Origin of the sequence: Bartonella sp. AA18HLJMS (genome assembly GCF_042197245.1) — a bacterium.
Classification (GTDB): Bacteria; Pseudomonadota; Alphaproteobacteria; order Rhizobiales; family Rhizobiaceae; genus Bartonella.
The window spans coordinates 347,474-366,593 of sequence record NZ_JBHIRP010000001.1; the positions used below are offsets into that span (position 1 = coordinate 347,474).

Sequence of the window (19,120 nt, forward strand, 5' to 3'; positions counted from 1 at the left end):
TTTATTATTTGAGATAAGTTGCAACTTTGTTGCTAAAAATATAAATTAAAAGCAATATTATCCATAAAGATGGATGACAGAAAAATTATCAGGAATACATGATGAAGGTTGACTATTATGAAATTCTTGGCGTGACTCGCGAATGTGATGATAAAAAGTTGAAATCTGCTTTTCGTAAGTTGGCAATGCAATATCATCCTGATCGCAACGCGGGGGATAAAGAGGCAGAGCGAAAATTCAAAGAAATTGGGGAAGCCTATGAAGTTCTTAAAGATCCCCAGAAGCGTGCTGCTTATGATCGATTTGGCCATGCGGCCTTTGAAAATAGCGGTGGTCAAGGGGGAGCAAATCCCTTTGGTGGTTTTGCTGCTGGTGGTGGATTTGCGGATATTTTCGAAGACTTTTTTGGTGAGATTATGGGAGGGACACACCGTAAGCGTGGTGATAGTCGCGAACGTGGCGCAGATTTGAGTTATAATATGGAAGTGACTTTAGAAGAGGCATTTTCAGGAAAAACTGCAGAAATTAATATTCCCAGTTCCGTTACGTGTGATGTTTGTGAAGGATCAGGAGCAAGAAAAGGCTCTAAGCCGCAAGTTTGTGGAACATGTCATGGATCTGGTCGTGTGCGTGCTGCACAGGGTTTCTTTTCTATTGAGCGGACATGTCCTACATGTCATGGACGTGGTGAAACTATTACGGATCCATGCCCCAAATGTCAGGGGACACGGCGTATAGAGAAAAAACGTTCATTAAGCGTAAATGTTCCAGCTGGTATTGAAGATGGAACGCGTATTCGCCTTTCTGGTGAGGGTGATGCTGGTATTCGTGGTGGCCCCAATGGTGATCTTTATATTTTCCTTTCCATTAAACCGCATGAGTTTTTTCAGCGAGAAGGAGCAGATCTTCACTGTCGCGTTCCTATTTCAATGGTAACAGCTGCTTTAGGAGGAGAGTTTGAAGTTTCCGACCTTGATGGTGTTAAAGCACGCGTTAAGATTCCAGAAGGGACACAAAATGGACGTCAATTCCGCCTTAGAGGCAAAGGTATGCCCATGTTGCGCCGTCAGCAAGCAAGGGGTGATCTTTACATCCATATCACGATTGAGACGCCGCAGAAATTAACGCAAGAACAACGTGAATTGTTGCAAAAATTTGAGAAACTCTCAAATCATGAAAATTCACCGCAATCACATGGTTTTTTTTCACGTATGAAAGAATTTTTTGAAAATATTTCTGGTTAAAATTATGTGAATGTTCTCAGAATAATTAGAGAGAACTGTGGGAAAGTTATTTTCATTAAGCTTTCTATTGTCTCATTATCTTTGAAAAGCATTTTTTCTTGAAAAGAAAAGAGAGAGACAGCTAATTTAGGATAAACTCCTGCTGCTGATAGTTTTTATATTTCATGAGTTTTATGGATAAGTCTTATTTTTGAGTGTCTATGACATTTTAAAAAGGGCTTATCCATATAAGAACGCAATTGAGTGATTGATAATAAATATTGCCAGTGTCATGATAACTGCCTTTATGCATTCAGTCTTTTTGATGTTTATTTTTTCACTCAAAATTTCTTTTTAAAGGCTCTATAATAAAATTATAAAATGGGTAGCGGCTTGCCAAGAAACGCTAAATAAGCTGTTAGGCAATCCATCTTTTTCAAATAAAGTATCAACTTCTTATAACCGATTTTATTTTTGGCATTTTTCATAGTTTTAATCACTGCTTCCTTTAAAATAAGGGTTATTTTGTTCGGAATAGCTTTTACATGCCTCATCTTAGCTTTTAGCAGTAATCATGTCTTTTTAGATGCGGATTTAGTTTTGTATTTCTGATGTCATAAATAGTTCTTCCAGATAATAAAAAACGCTATAATCAAGTTTATTTTGTTCCAAAGAAATTGTGGAATGAGATAATGTGTGTTGAATGCTAAAGAAGACATAACAAAACACTTTTTGAGTTATTCGATGTATCTCTCTTGTGGGGAAACAGATTCGATGGAATTCACTTAATTGAATTTATTGGCATAATAAAAAGTTGGTGGGAAGATAGAGGAAGTTACCTTTAAAAAGAAAAAATAAATACAATAAAAAATAGCACAATATGCTTAGAAAACAGCACGATATATTGTTGAAATTGATTGGTGATATGGAAAGAGAAATTTACGAAATGAATCTTTTTTCATAAAATAACATAATTAAAAGAGTTAAAAATTCTACAAAACATTGAATAATTCAAGCATGTATCGCTATGCAGAAAGAAAAACTTAATGACCGATCATGAAAAATGAGAAGTTTTATAAAACCTTACGAAGAGAGTAATCTAAACAATTAAATGCTTTTACGAAGATGCTTCTGAAGAGTTATCGAAATAAAGTCACAATATATGATAATTTTGCAAAGCCTTTTTTTGATTTTACGATATAAAAAGATAAATTATGATTATAAATCAACTTATTATGATTCTCCATGAGGAGCGTTCAATTGACATTTCCTCATGTTTAATGATTGAGAAAAAGTCAAATTTTTAAAACCAAAGTTATAGTTTATTGGGATAAGCTATAAAGCAGTTGAGTGATTTCTTATCTTGGGAATATGTTAATTTTATTATTATAAGAAACTTTATTTTTATCTTACAAAATCAATGGTTGTATATATTCCTATTCATTGTTAAGTATCCATAGGGATAAACTAATGAGTTGAATGTACGGCTTAGCTTCAAAATTTTGCTTTTCAATTTTATATATAAGGTCATAAAATAATGACATTTTTTTACGTCTATTTTGTTTAATTTTTCGCTGTCAATTTTTAAAGGAAGTTTTTTGTATTTCATTTTGCTATTCCTTTTTCGTAATTTAGAGGAAAATTGACGATTTTCAGGGGAGGGGGTGGATAGAGTAAAGTTTGGTTTTATTGTTTTCACTTTTCCTAAATTTCATTAAGAGATGGTAAAAAGTGATGAGGAGGCTCTATTGATGGATGATGCTAAAAACGGTGATGTAGATGTTTTGGAAAAACAAGCAGCATTTTTATCGTCTGCTTTACCTTATATGCAAAAATATGAAAATGAAACGGTCGTGGTAAAATATGGCGGCCATGCTATGGGTGATCCTGCTTTGGGGCGAGCATTTGCGCGTGATATTGCTCTATTAAAGCAATCGGGGATCAATCCTGTTGTTGTTCATGGTGGTGGGCCTCAAATTGCTGAAATTTTAATGAAAATGGGGATTGAATCACGATTTGAAAACGGACTACGGGTAACCGATGAGCGGATCGTTGAAGTGGTTGAAATGGTTTTAGCGGGTTCCATAAATAAAGAAATTGTTGCTCTCATCAATGCTGAGGGTGAATGGGCAATAGGATTATGCGGCAAGGATGGCAATATGGTTTTTGCCGAAAAGGCTTATAAAACTGTCATTGATCCTGATTCGCATATTGAACGTGTTTTAGATTTGGGGTTTGTTGGTGAGCCTGTTGAAGTTGACCGCACATTGCTAGATCTTTTAGCATCTTCTGAAATGATACCAGTTCTTGCTCCTGTAGCTCCAGGACGCGATGGTAAAACTTATAATATCAATGCTGATATTTTTGCTGGAGCTATTGCTGGTGCATTAGAGGCTAAACGCCTTTTATTTCTCACTGATGTTCCTGGTGTTTTGGATAAACAAGGTAAACTTTTAAAAGAATTGACAGTTTCTGAAGCTGAGAAATTTATTAAAAATGGGACAATTTCAGGAGGCATGATTCCAAAAGTAGAGACTTGCATAAAAGCCCTTCAAAATGGTGTGGAAGGTGTTGTCATTTTAAATGGTAAAACTCCTCATTCTGTTTTACTAGAGCTGTTTACCGAACAGGGAGTTGGAACGCTTATTGTTTCATAAATTGTGGGGAAAATTGGAAGAGAAAGTTTTTCATGGTGAATCTAAAACAGTTTAAATATCCTTTATTAAGTAAGCCAGAATTGGCAATATTTACTGCGACAATATTGTGGGGCATTACATTTTTAGTCATTCACATTGCGGTACGCTATAGTGGTCCTCTGTTTTTTGTTGGATTTCGTTTTATTGTTGCATCTCTTATATGTGGGGTAATTTTTTGGCGTTCTATAAAAGGTATAACTGTTTATGAAGTTTTCGCTGGGATGGCAATAGGTTTAGCCATGTTTTTTGGTTATGCTTTTCAAGCAGCTGGACTTCAAACAATTATTAGTAGTCAGTCAGCTTTTATCACAGCGCTTTATGTACCGATGGTTCCAATCTTGCAATGGATTGTTTTTAAAAAACCTCCCCGTTTAGCTTGTTGGATTGGCATTATTTTCGCTTTTATTGGGCTTGTATTTATTTCAGGACAAAAGCCGGGAAATTTTGATTTTTCAAAAGGCGAAATTTTAACTTTGTTAGGCGCTTTAGCGATTGCTGGAGAAGTCATACTCATCGGAATTTTTGCGAACAAGGTTGATAGTCGGCGTGTAACCATTATTCAGTTATTTTTTAGTGGTTTTTTTTCATTTGCTTGTATGCCTTTGATGGGAGAAAGCATTCCTGAATTTTCGTGGGTTTGGTTTAATATTGGTATAGGATTGGCATTAATGAGTGCCATCATTCAATTAGCTATGAATTGGGCACAAAAGTCTATTTCCCCTACGCGTGCGACACTCATTTACGCAGGTGAACCAGTATGGGCTGGTATTGTTGGGCGTTTGGCTGGAGAACATTTATCTCCCTTAGCTTTATTGGGCGGTTTGCTTATTCTGATTGGGATCATTGTGGCTGAATTACAACCTTCACAATGGCGTAAAAAAAATAAAGCAATTAAAAAAATTGATTAGCTATACATTTTTTTATTATGATTTTATTGCATGAGCTTTTTGCTTATAGAGTTTTCATTTTTGGAGCTTTTTTAATATTCAGATGATTAAGAAGTTCTATAAATTATTCCAGTTTTTGCATACCAAATTGGAGAAATAGTATGCTTCTCTCTGTTTGTCAGATTTCTGAACCGGGCAGACAACCTTCATTGAGCCAAAACATGAGGTGATATAAAGGTAAAAATTAACGCTCATCTTTAAATTCGGCTTTAACAACTTTCAAAAACATCTACGGTAATGTTTTTGAATAATGAAAATTACGCACTGTCGCACGTTATTTCTTTTGTCCCTTAATAGAGTTACGCTTCTCACGCAAAATAGAACGCCCAAAGTATCCCCATAACGTTGTACATTAAAGCGTTTTTTAAAAGATAATTTTCTCAATATACATCATATTCATTGACGGTTTGCATGAAGTATAGAAAAACCACAGAGCATCATCATTTTACTTAAAATAAAAGGCACGAGCATTTTCTTTATCTGTTCTCAATATTACGATAGCTTTTGGCATTTGAAAGAGAGAGGTATTTTTACTCATTTCTTAAACGTTTTTATCCATACACTAGCTCTGTTTTATAATGGGGGAGCAAAAAATTTATTGATTCATTATGAGAAGATTTAAAATGAGAGAAGCTCGCGATATTCAGAGCTTTAATTTAAATTGCAAAACAATAAACGATCATTATAAATCAATGCGTTATCCAATGAATCGAAGAGGATTGGTGTGTTTTATATTTAATGGAGGAAGGAAGGAGTTATATAAAAACATCACTCAATAGAGCGTATTTCTAAAGTTTTAAAAATTGAGAAGAAACTCTCTCGATATTCATGTTATTTTATATAAGATTGCTAAAAAAGCAGATTATTGCGTACAAATAAAAAGCATTTCTTGCGAATTTTATTGCAAGCCTAAGTGATATACACGCCCATCATATAAATATGATAATACATTGATTTATAATTATAATATAGCATTATTCACATTCAATTATGACCCTGAATACCGTAAAATTTTCTCACGTCAAATCATTTTCATGTTAAATCAATCCAAATCACTTTCTTACACGTCACAAGTGAGTGGGTGGGGCCATGTGGGTAAAAACTGTAAAAGAAAAGCATATCTCTTATAAAATTTTTCAAATGTAAAGGATCGTCGCAATATTGAAGATTGGCAAAGTGTGTGATGGTGCCAGCTTACTACAGCATATGAGTTATCAAATAAGATGCGAAAAGATCATTTTAGCAGCCTTGGATTTAATTTAGCAAATAAAAGCCTCATTTTTTAGGCTATAAAAAGTTGTGTTTTGAGAGGCTTTTTAGGTTTATATTCTTTTGTAAGGAGCTGGAGCATAATTGGTCTTTGCGTTTTGTATTATTCTTTGCTAAATCGCCTTATATGACAATAGATCGTAATTATATTCGTAATTTTTCCATAGTGGCGCATATTGATCACGGCAAATCCACTTTAGCTGATCGTTTGATTCAAATAACAGGTGGGCTTGATACACGTGAGATGAAAGAACAAGTACTCGATTCCATGGATATTGAGCGTGAACGTGGAATTACTATTAAAGCACAGACGGTACGTTTACACTATAAGGCAAAGAATGGTGAAACCTATATTTTAAATCTTATGGATACACCAGGTCATGTGGATTTTGCTTATGAGGTTTCGCGTTCATTGGCAGCTTGTGAGGGTTCTCTGTTGGTGGTGGATGCAAGCCAAGGCGTAGAGGCGCAGACGTTAGCAAATGTTTATCAAGCCATTGATAATTCCCATGAGTTGGTTGTTGTTCTCAATAAAGTTGATCTTCCAGCAGCAGAACCTGAGCGAGTTAAAGAACAAATTGAAGATGTGATAGGCATTGATACATCTCAAGCAGTAGAAATATCAGCAAAAACAGGTTTGGGTGTTCCTGATGTTTTGGAGGCAATTGTTGCACAATTACCACCTCCACATACAGGCGATGTTGCAAATCCCTTGAAAGCAATGTTGGTTGATAGCTGGTATGACGCATATCTTGGTGTCATTGTTTTGGTACGGGTGATAGACGGTATTTTAAAAAAAGGCCAAACCATTCGTATGATGGGTACAGGTGCAAAATATCCAGTTGAGCGCGTTGGGGTTTTTACACCTAAAATGGTACAGGTTGATGAATTAGGACCAGGCGAGATTGGTTTTATCACTGCTTCTATCAAAGAGGTAGCAGATACACGGGTTGGGGATACGATTACTGAAGAGCGTCGTCCTTGTGAAAATGCTTTGCCTGGTTTTAAGCCGGCGCAACCGGTTGTTTTTTGTGGGCTTTTTCCAATTGATGCTGCTGATTTTGATGATTTGCGTGCAGCCATGGGCAAATTACGCTTAAATGATGCGAGTTTTTCTTTTGAAATGGAAACATCTGCGGCTTTGGGGTTTGGTTTTCGCTGTGGCTTTTTGGGACTTCTGCATCTTGAAATTATTCAAGAGCGATTAGAGCGTGAGTTTAATTTGGATTTAATTGCGACAGCACCTTCAGTTGTTTATCGCATGAATATGAATGATGGTTCTGTTAAAGAGTTACATAATCCAGCGGATATGCCTGATGTGGTTAAAATTTCTTCCATAGAAGAACCATGGATTCGGGCAACAATCATGACTCCTGATAATTATCTTGGGTCAATTTTAGAGCTATGCCAAGAGCGGCGTGGGGTACAGGTTGGTTTATCCTATGTTGGAACCCGTGCTATGGTAACGTATGATTTACCACTGAATGAAGTTGTTTTTGATTTTTATGATCGGCTAAAATCGATTTCAAAGGGTTATGCTTCTTTTGATTATCAAATGACAGATTATGCAGAAGGTGATTTAGTTAAAATGTCTATTTTGGTGAATGGAGAGCCTATTGATGCATTATCGATGCTTGTTCACCGCACGATTGCAGAAAAGCGTGGGCGTTCAATGTGCGAAAAACTGAAAGATCTTATTCCTCAGCATATGTTTCAGATTCCAGTTCAAGCGGCTATTGGTGGTAAAGTTATAGCGCGCGAAACGATTCGTGCTTTGCGTAAAGATGTAACAGCGAAATGTTACGGGGGTGATGTTACGCGTAAGCGCAAACTTTTGGAAAAGCAAAAAGAAGGCAAAAAGCGGATGCGCCAATTTGGAAAAGTAGAAATTCCACAATCGGCATTTATTCAAGCGCTCAAAATGAACAAATAATGAAAAAAGGGGTATTTTCTCTCATTGATTGCGCTTTTGCTTTTGTCGATTGGTTCAGGTGTTTAAAGAACACTTTTAAATAGAATTGCGTCGTGCTTCATGTTCTTGTGTATTGCATAATGGTATCACTTCCTCACGTAAAACAGAATGCTTTAAACAAAATACATTTATGTTGCATATTGGCGTGCTCGTTTTCGTAAATCATCACTCAATACATCAAACTCCATTTCACAACGGGGGCTATGAAAAATATAACGTAAAATACACTGTGAATGATATAAAATCCATTTGGCATTACCGCTTTTACGCGTCAGAAAGGTGCAAAGCGCACCCATCATACTTTTTTTCAGCTCAAAATATTATGACAGTCCTTATCACTTGAGAGAATTCATTAAAGGTATTTCACTCTTTTCTTGAAGTGTTTCTTACCCACACACCAACTGCGTTTATAACGTGCAAGGAAATGATAGTGATTGATTCACTATGAAAGGATTTGAAATGAGAGAATCCTTGTATTCGAGGTTATTATTCAAGTTAAAAAACGATGAAATATTATTATGAATTAATCTTGTGTCTAAGAACGTAAAAGATCATTAATAGATGTTTTTTCTCGTGTTTTTTGATCAACGCGTTTTACAATAACAGCACAATAAAGGTTTGGGCCTGCTTCACCATTTGGTAAAGGTTTTCCGGGGAGAGAACCTGGTACAACCACTGAATAGGCTGGTACTTCACCAATAAAAATTTCACCTGTTGTACGATCAATAATCTTTGTTGATTTTCCAATAAAGACTCCCATTCCCAAAACAGCACCTTCACGGATAATACAGCCTTCAACAATTTCAGAGCGAGCACCGATAAAGCAATGATCTTCAATGATTGTTGGATTTGCTTGCAGTGGTTCTAAAACACCTCCAATACCAACACCGCCAGAAAGATGGACATGTTTACCAATTTGTGCACAAGAACCAACGGTGGTCCATGTATCAACCATTGTGCCCTCATCGATAAAAGCACCAAGATTGACAAAGGATGGCATCAATATAACATTGGGTGCAATGTAAGCAGAATGACGTACAATGGCTCCAGGAACGGAACGGAAATCAGCACTTTTAAAATCTGCCTCTTGCCAACCAGAGAATTTTGAAGGAACTTTATCCCACCAATGTGTCCCATTGATTCCACCAGTAATAATTTGCATAGGATTAAGCCGAAAAGAGAGTAAAACCGCTTTTTTCAACCATTGATGAACATGCCATTGTCCATTTTTTTGTCGTTCTGCAACACGGATTTCACCTTTATCAAGAAGGTTCAATGCATGTTCAACACTCTCACGTATTTCGCCTTTTGTGGTAGTATCGATAGAATCGCGGTCGTCAAAAGCTTTTTCGATAATAATTTCAAGTTGTGTGATATGGGTCATGACGAGAGTTCCGTTAAACAAGTTGAAAGCTTCAAGATTTATTCTCTATGAACTACGCGAAGAAATGTGTTCAGTCAATAAAACGATGAGGAAGTAGGACAGGTGCATGAAAAAAAGCTGTAAAGAAAAAAGAAAAAGGGAGCAAGAAAACTGGACGCCACTTCTCCATACGAAGGATGCTCTACAACAAATACATAAAGTTTCTAATTCAGCACAGGTGCATTCGTCTACTTATCGTTTAGCCTATATCGATCAAGATTTTATGATGCGTCCAGAGCTGCGTTCACAACGTATTAGTCTTGAATTTTTAAAGCCGGAAATAACCCTTAAAGAATATGATATTCAATCAACAGTTGTTTTGTTTGGTGGTGCGCGTATTCCTGAACCTAGGCAAGCAGCGTGGGCTGCAAAAAATGAAATACAAAAGAAAAATTTGCATGCTATGTCACATTATTACGATGAAGCAAGAGAGTTTGCACGTTTGTGCTCACTTTATTCTGCTACGACACAATATCGTGAATTTGTGGTTGTTACAGGGGGCGGACCAGGAATCATGGAGGCGGGAAATCGTGGTGCTTGTGATGTTGGTGCCCCAACGATTGGCTTGAATATTATTTTACCACATGAGCAGGAGCCTAATTCGTATGTGTCACCGCATTTATGTTTTAATTTCCACTATTTGGGGATGCGCAAAATGCATTTTTTAGTACGAGCGAAAGCCCTAGCCATTTTCCCTGGCGGATTTGGAACTCTGGATGAACTGTTTGAGACATTAACTTTAGTACAGACGGGGCGTATGAAACAGGTACCAATTTTATTGTTTGGCAAAGAATTTTGGAGCAATACTGTCAATTTTGAGTATCTGTCTGCACAAGGTACAATTTCTCCTACTGATATTAATTTTGTGAAATTTGTTAATACAGCAGCAGAAGCTTTTGAAGAAATTCGTTCTTTTTATAAACTGCCTTAACGACTTTTGAGATGCTCACTCTTGAAGGATAATTAATACTCTACTTTGGTTAAATAAAGTCCTGAGGGGGGGGCAACAACACCACAACGTTTACGATCTTTAGCATGAAGAGCTGTTTCGAGATCTTGAGCTGTCCAACGTCCAATACCCACTTCCATGAGGCTTCCTGCGAATGAACGGATTTGATGATGAAGAAAAGAACGAGCTTGTGCATAAAGGAAAATTTCTTCACCTTCTCTTTGAATATCGAGACGTTCAAGGGTGCGAATAGGGCTTTTGGCTTGGCAATGTGCTGAACGGAAAGTTGTAAAATCATGTTGTCCTACAAGCTTTTGCGCAGCTTCATGCATGGCTTCAGCATGAAGAGGTTTTGGTATCCACCACACGCGTTTGGCATTTAAAGCTGGTGGAGAGCGACGATTAAGTATTTTAAAAAGATAATGGCGTTTTACAGCGGAAAATCGTGCATCAAAGTCATCAGGGACATTTTCTACATTTAAGATTGAAATCGCCTCTCCCTGTTTACGTAAAAGAGCATTGAGCGCGTCACGCACAGTATGGGAGAGCCAGTTTTTTTCAAAATCAACATGCGCAACTTGTCCCGTAGCATGTACGCCCGCATCGGTTCTTCCTGCTGTTGTTATGGTCAATTGTTGTCCACTAAAGCAAAAAATTGCTTGTTCAAGAGCTCCTTGTATCGTGTGAAGTTTTGCTTGACGCTGCCAACCAGCATAATTTGAACCATCATATTCAAGAGTGAGTTTAAAACGTGGCATCTTAAAAAACAGCAGAAATATGAGCACCTCGCAAAAAGGTTGCGCACTCAAGAATTTTACCGCCAGATCTTTGGAGAGAGGTTATTTCTATCCGTCCTTGCCCACAATGGATAATCAAAGAATCTGGTTCTATCCGTCCAATTTCAAGAGAAGGACCTGTTGTTAAACGACTATCAAGAATTTTTACACGTTCTTCTCGTCCACCGATATTCATATTGCACCAGCAACTAGGAGAGGGAGAGAGCGCGCGAATATGCCTATGAATAAACTCTGCAGGTTTTGTCCAATCAATGCGGGTCTCTTCTTTTCTAATTTTGGCGGCATAGGTGATGCCTTCTTCTGATTGTGGGGTCAGTTTAAGTTGTCCTTTTTCAAGAGTGGATAAAGTCTCTACCATAAGTTCTGCGCCAATATGTGAAAGTCTGTTTGAAAGCTCAGCAGTGGTGGTGTTATCAGTAATGGGGATGGAGCGAGAAAGAGCGATAGGCCCCGTATCAAGTCCTTCATCCATTTTCATGATCATGATACCTGTTTCTTTATCACCAGCCATAATTGCTCGTTGAATAGGCGCAGCACCACGCCAACGTGGTAAGAGTGAAGCGTGGGCATTAAAACAACCAAAACGTGGCGTTTCGAGAATAGCTTTAGGTAAAAGGAGTCCATAAGCCACCACAATAGCAGCATCAACAGAAAGTGCTGCAAATTGCTCCTGTTGTTCGATTGTTTTGAGTGTTTGAGGCGTGAAGACAGGAATGGATTTTTCTTTTGCTACGGTGTGAACAGCGGAGGGGATTAATTTAAGTCCTCGACGTCCTGCTGGACGAGGGGGTTGACTATAAACAGCAACAACATCATGACCTGCATCCAATAAAGCATGTAAAATAGGAACAGAAAAATCTGGTGTTCCCATAAAACTTAATCGTAAAGCCATTACAAAACTGCTTCCTGCATGTTTTTTTCTTTTGCGCGTTTTTTAAATTTTCGTATCACCATATCGCGTTTGATCTTTGAAATGTAATCAATAAAAAGGCGCCCATCTAAATGATCAATTTCATGCTGCAAGCAAGTTGCTAAGAGATCGTCTGCTTCAATTTCTGTTTGTTTTCCTTCACGGTTCTGATAGCGAACACGAAGGCGTTTAGGACGTTCAACCTCTGCAAAATAATCAGGAATAGAAAGACAACCTTCTTTGTAAATATTACGCTCATCTGAAAGCCATAAAATTTCAGGGTTGATAATAACAAGTGGTTTTTTCTGCTCATCTTCAGAATTTCCAGAGACATCTATAACCAACATACGTAGCGGTATACCAATTTGAATAGCAGCAAGACCAACGCCTTTAGCATTATACATGGTTTCCAACATGTCATCCGCAAGTTTTTGGAGAGCTGAATCGACCTGCTCAACAGGTTTGGACACTTCCCGTAAAATTGGATCAGGTAAAGTAACTAAAGATCTCATTGGCATAAGTAGAGATTAATCAATGGTTTGTTATTGGTCAATATTGAATAACGGATTCTTGCGTTTTTTTACAATAAGAGCGTTATATTACAATTTATGTTTGATTCGTTTTTTTCCATATTCGCTGGTGATTTTTTTTCTAAACTAATGCTTTTGCTTTTATTTATACTTGTCTGTTTGGCATTTTTTATGTTGATACATTCTCATCGAAAAAAAGCATTTTTGGAAAATGAAATTGCTGAACGCGCACGTGAGGCACAAATGCAGATGGCTACCTTGTTGAAAACACAAGCTGAAATGCAAGGACGAATGCAAACGATGGCGGAAATTTTTGGTCAACGGCAGGCTGAATTGAATAAATCACTCAGTGAGCAACTCAATGGGATGACAACAAGCTTAGGCCAAACACTTCAGGTACAAACCAAATCCACTTATGAAAATTTGAATCGTTTGCAAGAGCGTTTAGCAGTGATTGATGCAGCACAAAATAATATTCAATCGCTTACGGGACAAGTTGTTCAGTTGCAGTCCATTTTAAGTAATAAGCAGACGCGTGGTACTTTCGGTCAAGGGCGGATGGAAGCAATTATTGCCGATGCCTTACCAACAAACGCTTATGCTTTTCAGGCTGTTCTTTCCAATGGAAAGCGCCCAGATTGTCTCATTCATATGCCCAATAAAGCTCCTTCTCTTGTTGTTGATGCTAAATTTCCTCTGGAAGCTTGGAATGCTATGCGTAAGGCAGAATCAGCGCAAGAGCGTCAAGAGGCAGAACGCCAATTTCGTACCGATATGGAAGTTCATATTCGTGATATTGCACAAAAATATTTGATTCCTGGAGAAACCCATGACACTGCTTTCCTTTTTGTGCCATCTGAATCGATTTTCGCAACAATTTATGAGGATTTTGAGGCATTGGTACAAAAATCCAATAGAGCCCATGTGATTATTGTTTCACCATCTTTGTTGATGCTCTCTGTCCAAGTGGTACAAACCATTATGAAAGATGCGCGGATGCGTGAACAAGCGCATTTAATTCAATCAGAAGTAGCAAAATTGATGGAAGATTTTGGACGAATGGATACGCGTGTTCGCGCACTACAGAAGCACTTTCATAAAGCAGGTGAAGATATAGAGGGAATTTTGATATCGTCTTCCAAAATCATGAAACGGGCAAATCGCATTGAAACTGTCGAATTAAAAGAAAATTACTCTGAACCAACAAAAATGACAACATTGGCTCAGTCGCAAACATTGCGTTTTGCTGATGAGGAATAAAGCAAAGCAAGCTTCTTAAATATTACAAGTTAGATCATGTTCTTTATTGATTGGTAATCATTTTTTAGTATCTCTATCTTGTTTTATTTCTTAAACGAGAGGAATAGGAATATGCGACACCTTTTGTTTTTAGGGGCACTGGTGTTTTTGCTAGAGGGATGCGCAACAACCACTCCCATTCACACAAACAATGCTTGCGTTATTTTAGCACAAAAAAATGGTTTTTTTGATAATTGGAGAAAGGCGTCTCAAAGAGCAGAAATGCGCTATGGGATTCCTATGCCTATTATTCTTGCAACCATTAAGATGGAATCGAGCTTTCGTCACAATGCACGTCCTCCACGCAAAAAACTACTTGGTTTTATTCCATGGAAGCGTCGGTCGACAGCTTATGGTTATGCTCAAGCGCTTGATAGTACATGGGCAATGTATCTTCGCTCTACAGGAAAGTCTTTTGCATGGCGTACGAATTTCGCAGATGCTGCTGATTTTGTTGCTTGGTATCATCGCCAAAGTGTTCAACGCAATGGGGTGAGGTTTGATGATGCATATAGCCTTTATTTAAATTATCATATGGGGCATGGTGCTTATGCACGTAGTGGTGGGCATGTCAGTGCTGCGCTTTCACAGACAGCACAGCGCATGGCAAGGATATCGAGGCTCTATGAACAGCAATTAAAAAGATGTGGATGGCATTAGGGAAGATTTTTGAAAATCTCAATCAGGGAATTGATGGGATAGAATTATTCGAAAGCAAAATTCCGCATGATATGATAAAACAGTGCCGTTTTTCCGATCGTTCAATGAAATAAATTGTTATTTTTTAGAATAAACTCAAGCAACAGAAAGTTTTTGCAATACACAATATATTTGAAGATACTCTCGACATTTTTACCTCCTTTGTTAAAAAAATTTATAATAGAAACTATCTTCTATTTAGCGCTGGCATTTCGCATTGGGCTAAGTGCCAGCGCTTATTGAAGAAAAATTTTAAAATATAATATCATTTTTTATTTTCATTATGCGTATTACTGGCTGATTATTATATGAATATTTTCTTTGTTAAGCGTATAAAATAGCAATTAAAACAAATGCAATTCGGGCATCATAAAAAGGGTAAAATATTCAATATAAAAAAACGAGAAATGCATTAAACGAAAAAACGTTATTTTGTATAAAGAGGGCGCTACAGTCTTCAAAAGAACTAGGTGTATTTAGTATTGTATGAAATAAAACATATTCGTCCATCCAGTCCATCTTAATTGAAAAAAGTTATCTTATTGTATTGTAAAAACACTCCCGTTTATAGGATGATAAGGTATATGCAACTTTACACACAATGAATATTCAGGGTAGGGAATATTCAGAGAAAGATTTGTAACGCCTATGAAGTAACAAGTCAGTCTCCAATGTTGTGATAGCTTTTGCATTTGAGAATATTTATGAGAAGCATTTTTATTCTTTTTCTTAAATGGTTTAAGCATATTGATTTATAAAGATAATATATCGTTATTTATATTAAAGTAAGAATCTCGAATGGCGTAGGGTTTTATCGTTTCAGATCTCTTGAGGTTGAATCAATAAAACCATTGGCTTGCAGATAACAAGCACAATGGGTATGTGGATAAAAACTGTGAAAGAAAAGACTAAAAATATTTTTTTATGAACATACATTTTCAAATGTAAGAATTATCGGTAACATTGGGAATTAGCACATATAATGATGGCACCACTTTGCTCTCACACCTCGACCTTGTTTGTGACGTGCAAGGAAAAAAATTAATTGATTCAATATATTATTTAAGCGTTAATATACCTTAGTATTGAGCAGGTATACGCTACTCAAGGTAGGTATTTTTAATTGGCAGAACATCTGATCAGGCTAAAAATACTCGAAAAAAGTTCTGATTCGCAATAATTGAGAAGTATATTTTAATATTTTATTCTCTACTCTTTGTTTAAGTACTTCATATCTTTTAAAAAGATACCAGTAACCAACATATTATGATATTTGTGGAAATATTGTGGTAAAGGAAATTCAGATTTTGTCCTTTAAGACAAGGCGCAGATTAAACAGATCATTTTCTATTTCTGTGCAAAGCATAAAAAAATTATCTACTTTCATGGTTGCGACAGTAAATTTTATAATCCAACAAATGATTAAAAATGTATTATAATGTCATTAAAATGCAAGGAACAGGCGCTATTGGAATGATAATTAAATAGCACATAAACCTTTTAAATTGATGCACACATCTTTTATTATGATTGATTCCCTTGATAGAACAGTTGGTCCTTTTGGTGGAGCTAAGCGGGATCGAACCGCTGACCTCTTGCATGCCATGCAAGCGCTCTCCCAGCTGAGCTATAGCCCCTATAAAAACAAATTGTCCCAAAAAGACAGTATACAATTCCAACTTTTCTAGAACGATCAAAATTGAAGATCAAGAAGAATTTACATTCAATAGAAAAGATGTCCTCTTTTACTTCTTTTAAGCATCGTCATCATTAGAAACACCGCCTCCGAGAATATCAGTAACGTCATCATCTTCATCGTCACCATCATGAGACAAAAATGTATCATCATCATCACCAAGATCTACATCACTATCTTCTAAATCAGGAAGATCGTCATCTTTAGAATCCACATCATCATCTTCAAGAAGCATAAAAGCAGATTTTTCAAGTGCTGTATCAAGCTCCTCAGTATCAACTTCTTCTTCATTATTTGCTTCAGCTGCTGCAACTTCAAAGTAAGAACGCGGATAAGAAATTCCTGTATAGGGCGACACAATAGGATCGCGATTTAGATCGTAAAATTTTTTTCCTGTTTCTGGATCAACACGTTTAGTTCCAAGTTCTTGTTTTGCCATAAACCGTGCCTCTTTGATTAACTATTATTCCATTAAAAGATAAATTTTATGGTGCTTAATCGAAAAATAATACCTTTGTCAAAGATAAATACACTGTTCCACAGTGATTTTTTCATGACGTCTTTTAAAGCATGTGCTAAAGGATGCACAATTTCATAAAAGTTAGATAGAATTAAATAGAATTTCCATGCAAAAAGCAATCCCTATAACCACCTATAAATCGAGTAGTCTCTCTGGAAAAATTCAAATACCAGGAGATAAATCAATCTCTCATCGCTCTCTTATATTGGGAGGATTAGCAAGTGGTGAGACATATATTCATGGATTACTTGAAAGCGCTGATGTACTCAATACAGCTGCTGCTATGCAAGCTATGGGTGCCTGTATTATTAAAAAAGGAGACTTCTGGATCATACGAGGAACAGGGAATGGTTGCCTTTTAGCTGCACAAAAACCTTTAGACTTTGGAAACGCTGGAACAGGTGCTCGTTTGGTTATGGGAATGGTTGGTCCGTATCATATGAAAACAACCTTTATTGGTGATGCTTCTCTCTCTAAACGTCCAATGGGGCGTATCCTTGATCCACTGCGTCTCATGGGGGTTGAAATTGAGGCAACGCGCGACGATTACCTTCCTTTAACGCTTTATGGTCCGAAAATGGCTAATCCGATTCGTTACCGTGTTCCAATAGCTTCCTCCCAAATTAAATCAGCAATCCTGCTTGCTGGACTCAATACCGCCGGCACTACAACTGTTATTGAACCAGTTCTGACACGAGATCATACGGAAAAAATGTTAAAAGCATTCGGTGCGCAACTTGAAATAGAAAAAGATAACAAAGGTGCGCGTTTGATTCATCTTAATGGTCAACCCCATCTTACTGGACAAACGATTCATATTCCGGGTGATCCTTCTTCTGCTGCTTTTCCAATTATCGCAGCCCTTCTTGTAGAAGACTCTGATATCACCATTGAAAATGTTTTGATAAATAACTCTCGAATAGGACTTATCGAAACATTGTGGGAAATGGGTGCTCAAATTGAATTTTTGAACCGACGTCAAACAGGTGGAGAGAATGTTGCTGATCTACGGATAAAATCATCGGTCCTTAGAGGCGTTACGGTGCCCAAAGAACGTGCTCCATCGATGATAGATGAATATCCTGCTTTGGCAGTAGCAGCAGCCTTTGCAGAAGGCAAAACAGTTATGCTAGGAATTGAAGAATTGCGTGTAAAAGAATCAGATCGATTGTCTGCTGTTGCTCAAGGATTAAAAATTAATTGTGTAGACTGTGAAGAAGGTCAAGATTTTCTTATTGTTTATGGAAAAGGTTCTGCCAAAGGTTTGGGGGGGGGGTATGTTGCCACACATCTTGATCATCGAATTGCTATGTGTTTTCTCATTTTTGGGCTTGTGTCAGAAAAACCTGTTACCATTGATGATAAACGAATGATCGCTACGAGCTTTCCAGAGTTTATTCCTTTTATAAAAAAACTTGGGGGGAAAATCGCTTGAAGCCTTTTGTTATTGCCATTGATGGACCTGCAGCCTCAGGCAAAGGAACCTTAGCACGCAAAATTGCTGCACATTATCGCCTTCGTCATCTCGATACTGGTCTTACTTATCGTAGTGTTGCTCATACGCTTTTACAACAAAATTTAGCTCTTAATGATGAAAAAAATGCTATTATTTATGCTACAGAACTTGATTTTAATACCTTAAATCCTTCTCTTCTTTCTTCTCATGAACTTGGTGAAGCGGCTTCAAAAATAGCAATTAACCCTGCTGTACGCAAAATTCTTGTCGAAAAACAACGCAACTTTGCTAAAGTTTTGCCCGGCTGTGTGCTTGATGGGCGTGATATCGGAACGATTGTTTGTCCTGATGCCGATATCAAGTTTTATATTCTAGCCAATGTTCAAACACGCGCCAAACGCCGCTACCAAGAGATTTTAAAAAAAGGTGTTCAAGCAAATTATCATGAAATCCTAGCTCAACTTGAACAGCGCGACAGTCGCGATATAACGCGCAAACAAAGTCCACTAAAACCAGCAAAAAACGCCCACTTGCTTGATACGTCAGAATTGAGTATAGAAGCAACATTTGAAATTGCATGCAGTTTTGTTGATCCAATCATAAAAATGCATATAATTGGATAAATTCGTTAAGGTAACTTCCAGCCTAGCGCTAACTTTTTTTCCTTTATTCAAGGAAAAGGCTAGGGAGTTACTTATGTTAACACTAACCTAGCGCTCATACCTTATAATACA

General features: G+C 37.2%; 14 protein-coding genes and 1 tRNA gene. 9 read left to right on the forward strand and 6 right to left on the reverse strand.

Annotation, left to right across the window (positions count from 1 at the left end):
- The first annotated feature begins 101 nt into the window (after nucleotides 1–101).
- The 4 genes from dnaJ (at nucleotide 102) to lepA (ending at nucleotide 8,068) form a co-directional block, all read left to right on the forward strand.
- Nucleotides 102–1,244, forward strand: coding sequence for a molecular chaperone DnaJ (gene dnaJ, locus ACFINW_RS01400; RefSeq protein ID WP_375611466.1), 1,143 nt, complete (start codon nucleotides 102–104; stop codon nucleotides 1,242–1,244).
- A gap of 1,730 nt (nucleotides 1,245–2,974) precedes the next feature.
- On the forward strand, nucleotides 2,975–3,880 hold the full coding sequence (argB, locus tag ACFINW_RS01405; RefSeq protein ID WP_375611391.1) for an acetylglutamate kinase: 906 nt from the start codon (nucleotides 2,975–2,977) through the stop codon (nucleotides 3,878–3,880).
- A 32-nt stretch (nucleotides 3,881–3,912) separates the two neighbouring features.
- Entirely contained in the window at nucleotides 3,913–4,827 is a 915-nt protein-coding gene (locus ACFINW_RS01410; RefSeq protein ID WP_375611392.1) for a DMT family transporter, read from the forward strand.
- A 1,435-nt stretch (nucleotides 4,828–6,262) separates the two neighbouring features.
- Entirely contained in the window at nucleotides 6,263–8,068 is a 1,806-nt protein-coding gene (lepA, locus tag ACFINW_RS01415; protein ID WP_375611467.1) for a translation elongation factor 4, read from the forward strand.
- 574 nt (nucleotides 8,069–8,642) lie between these two features.
- Here lepA and dapD read toward each other — a convergent pair.
- Nucleotides 8,643–9,491 (reverse strand): 2,3,4,5-tetrahydropyridine-2,6-dicarboxylate N-succinyltransferase, encoded by an 849-nt coding sequence (gene dapD, locus ACFINW_RS01420; RefSeq protein WP_375620857.1) that lies wholly within the window; start codon nucleotides 9,489–9,491, stop codon nucleotides 8,643–8,645.
- A gap of 106 nt (nucleotides 9,492–9,597) precedes the next feature.
- Here dapD and ACFINW_RS01425 point away from each other — a divergent pair, with 106 nt between their 5' ends.
- Entirely contained in the window at nucleotides 9,598–10,461 is an 864-nt protein-coding gene (locus ACFINW_RS01425) for an LOG family protein (protein WP_375620856.1), read from the forward strand.
- A gap of 32 nt (nucleotides 10,462–10,493) precedes the next feature.
- Here the strand turns inward: ACFINW_RS01425 and truA are convergent, their stop codons facing one another.
- The 3 genes from truA to def are packed head-to-tail and all read right to left on the reverse strand — an operon-like array spanning nucleotide 10,494 to nucleotide 12,704.
- Nucleotides 10,494–11,237 carry a tRNA pseudouridine(38-40) synthase TruA gene (gene truA / locus ACFINW_RS01430; RefSeq protein ID WP_375612809.1) on the reverse strand — a complete coding sequence of 248 codons (744 nt, stop codon included), beginning with the start codon at nucleotides 11,235–11,237 and terminating at the stop codon, nucleotides 10,494–10,496.
- Nucleotide 11,238: 1 nt separating this feature from the next.
- Nucleotides 11,239–12,168: a methionyl-tRNA formyltransferase gene (fmt, locus tag ACFINW_RS01435; protein WP_375620855.1), complete on the reverse strand. Its 930-nt coding sequence runs from the start codon at nucleotides 12,166–12,168 to the stop codon at nucleotides 11,239–11,241.
- Nucleotides 12,168–12,704, reverse strand: coding sequence for a peptide deformylase (gene def / locus ACFINW_RS01440; protein WP_375620854.1), 537 nt, complete (start codon nucleotides 12,702–12,704; stop codon nucleotides 12,168–12,170). Before def ends, fmt begins: the two co-directional genes overlap by 1 nt.
- A 90-nt stretch (nucleotides 12,705–12,794) precedes the next feature.
- Between def and ACFINW_RS01445 the strand changes: the two genes are divergently transcribed.
- Entirely contained in the window at nucleotides 12,795–13,976 is a 1,182-nt protein-coding gene (locus ACFINW_RS01445) for a DNA recombination protein RmuC (RefSeq protein WP_375629208.1), read from the forward strand.
- A 111-nt stretch (nucleotides 13,977–14,087) separates the two neighbouring features.
- Entirely contained in the window at nucleotides 14,088–14,675 is a 588-nt protein-coding gene (locus tag ACFINW_RS01450; RefSeq protein WP_375629210.1) for a hypothetical protein, read from the forward strand.
- Nucleotides 14,676–16,275: 1,600 nt separating this feature from the next.
- Here ACFINW_RS01450 and ACFINW_RS01455 read toward each other — a convergent pair.
- Both ACFINW_RS01455 and ACFINW_RS01460 read right to left on the reverse strand, forming a co-directional pair.
- A tRNA-Ala gene (locus ACFINW_RS01455) sits at nucleotides 16,276–16,351 on the reverse strand.
- A gap of 117 nt (nucleotides 16,352–16,468) precedes the next feature.
- Entirely contained in the window at nucleotides 16,469–16,849 is a 381-nt protein-coding gene (locus ACFINW_RS01460) for a TIGR02300 family protein (RefSeq protein ID WP_375611400.1), read from the reverse strand.
- Between the two features lie 187 nt (nucleotides 16,850–17,036).
- Here ACFINW_RS01460 and aroA point away from each other — a divergent pair, with 187 nt between their 5' ends.
- Both aroA and cmk read left to right on the forward strand, forming a co-directional pair.
- Nucleotides 17,037–18,365, forward strand: a complete 1,329-nt coding sequence (gene aroA, locus ACFINW_RS01465; protein WP_375639730.1) for a 3-phosphoshikimate 1-carboxyvinyltransferase — start codon at nucleotides 17,037–17,039, stop codon at nucleotides 18,363–18,365.
- Nucleotides 18,362–19,009: a (d)CMP kinase gene (cmk, locus tag ACFINW_RS01470; protein WP_375629216.1), complete on the forward strand. Its 648-nt coding sequence runs from the start codon at nucleotides 18,362–18,364 to the stop codon at nucleotides 19,007–19,009. The genes aroA and cmk overlap by 4 nt, the downstream gene beginning before the upstream one ends.
- Nucleotides 19,010–19,120 lie beyond the last annotated feature (111 nt).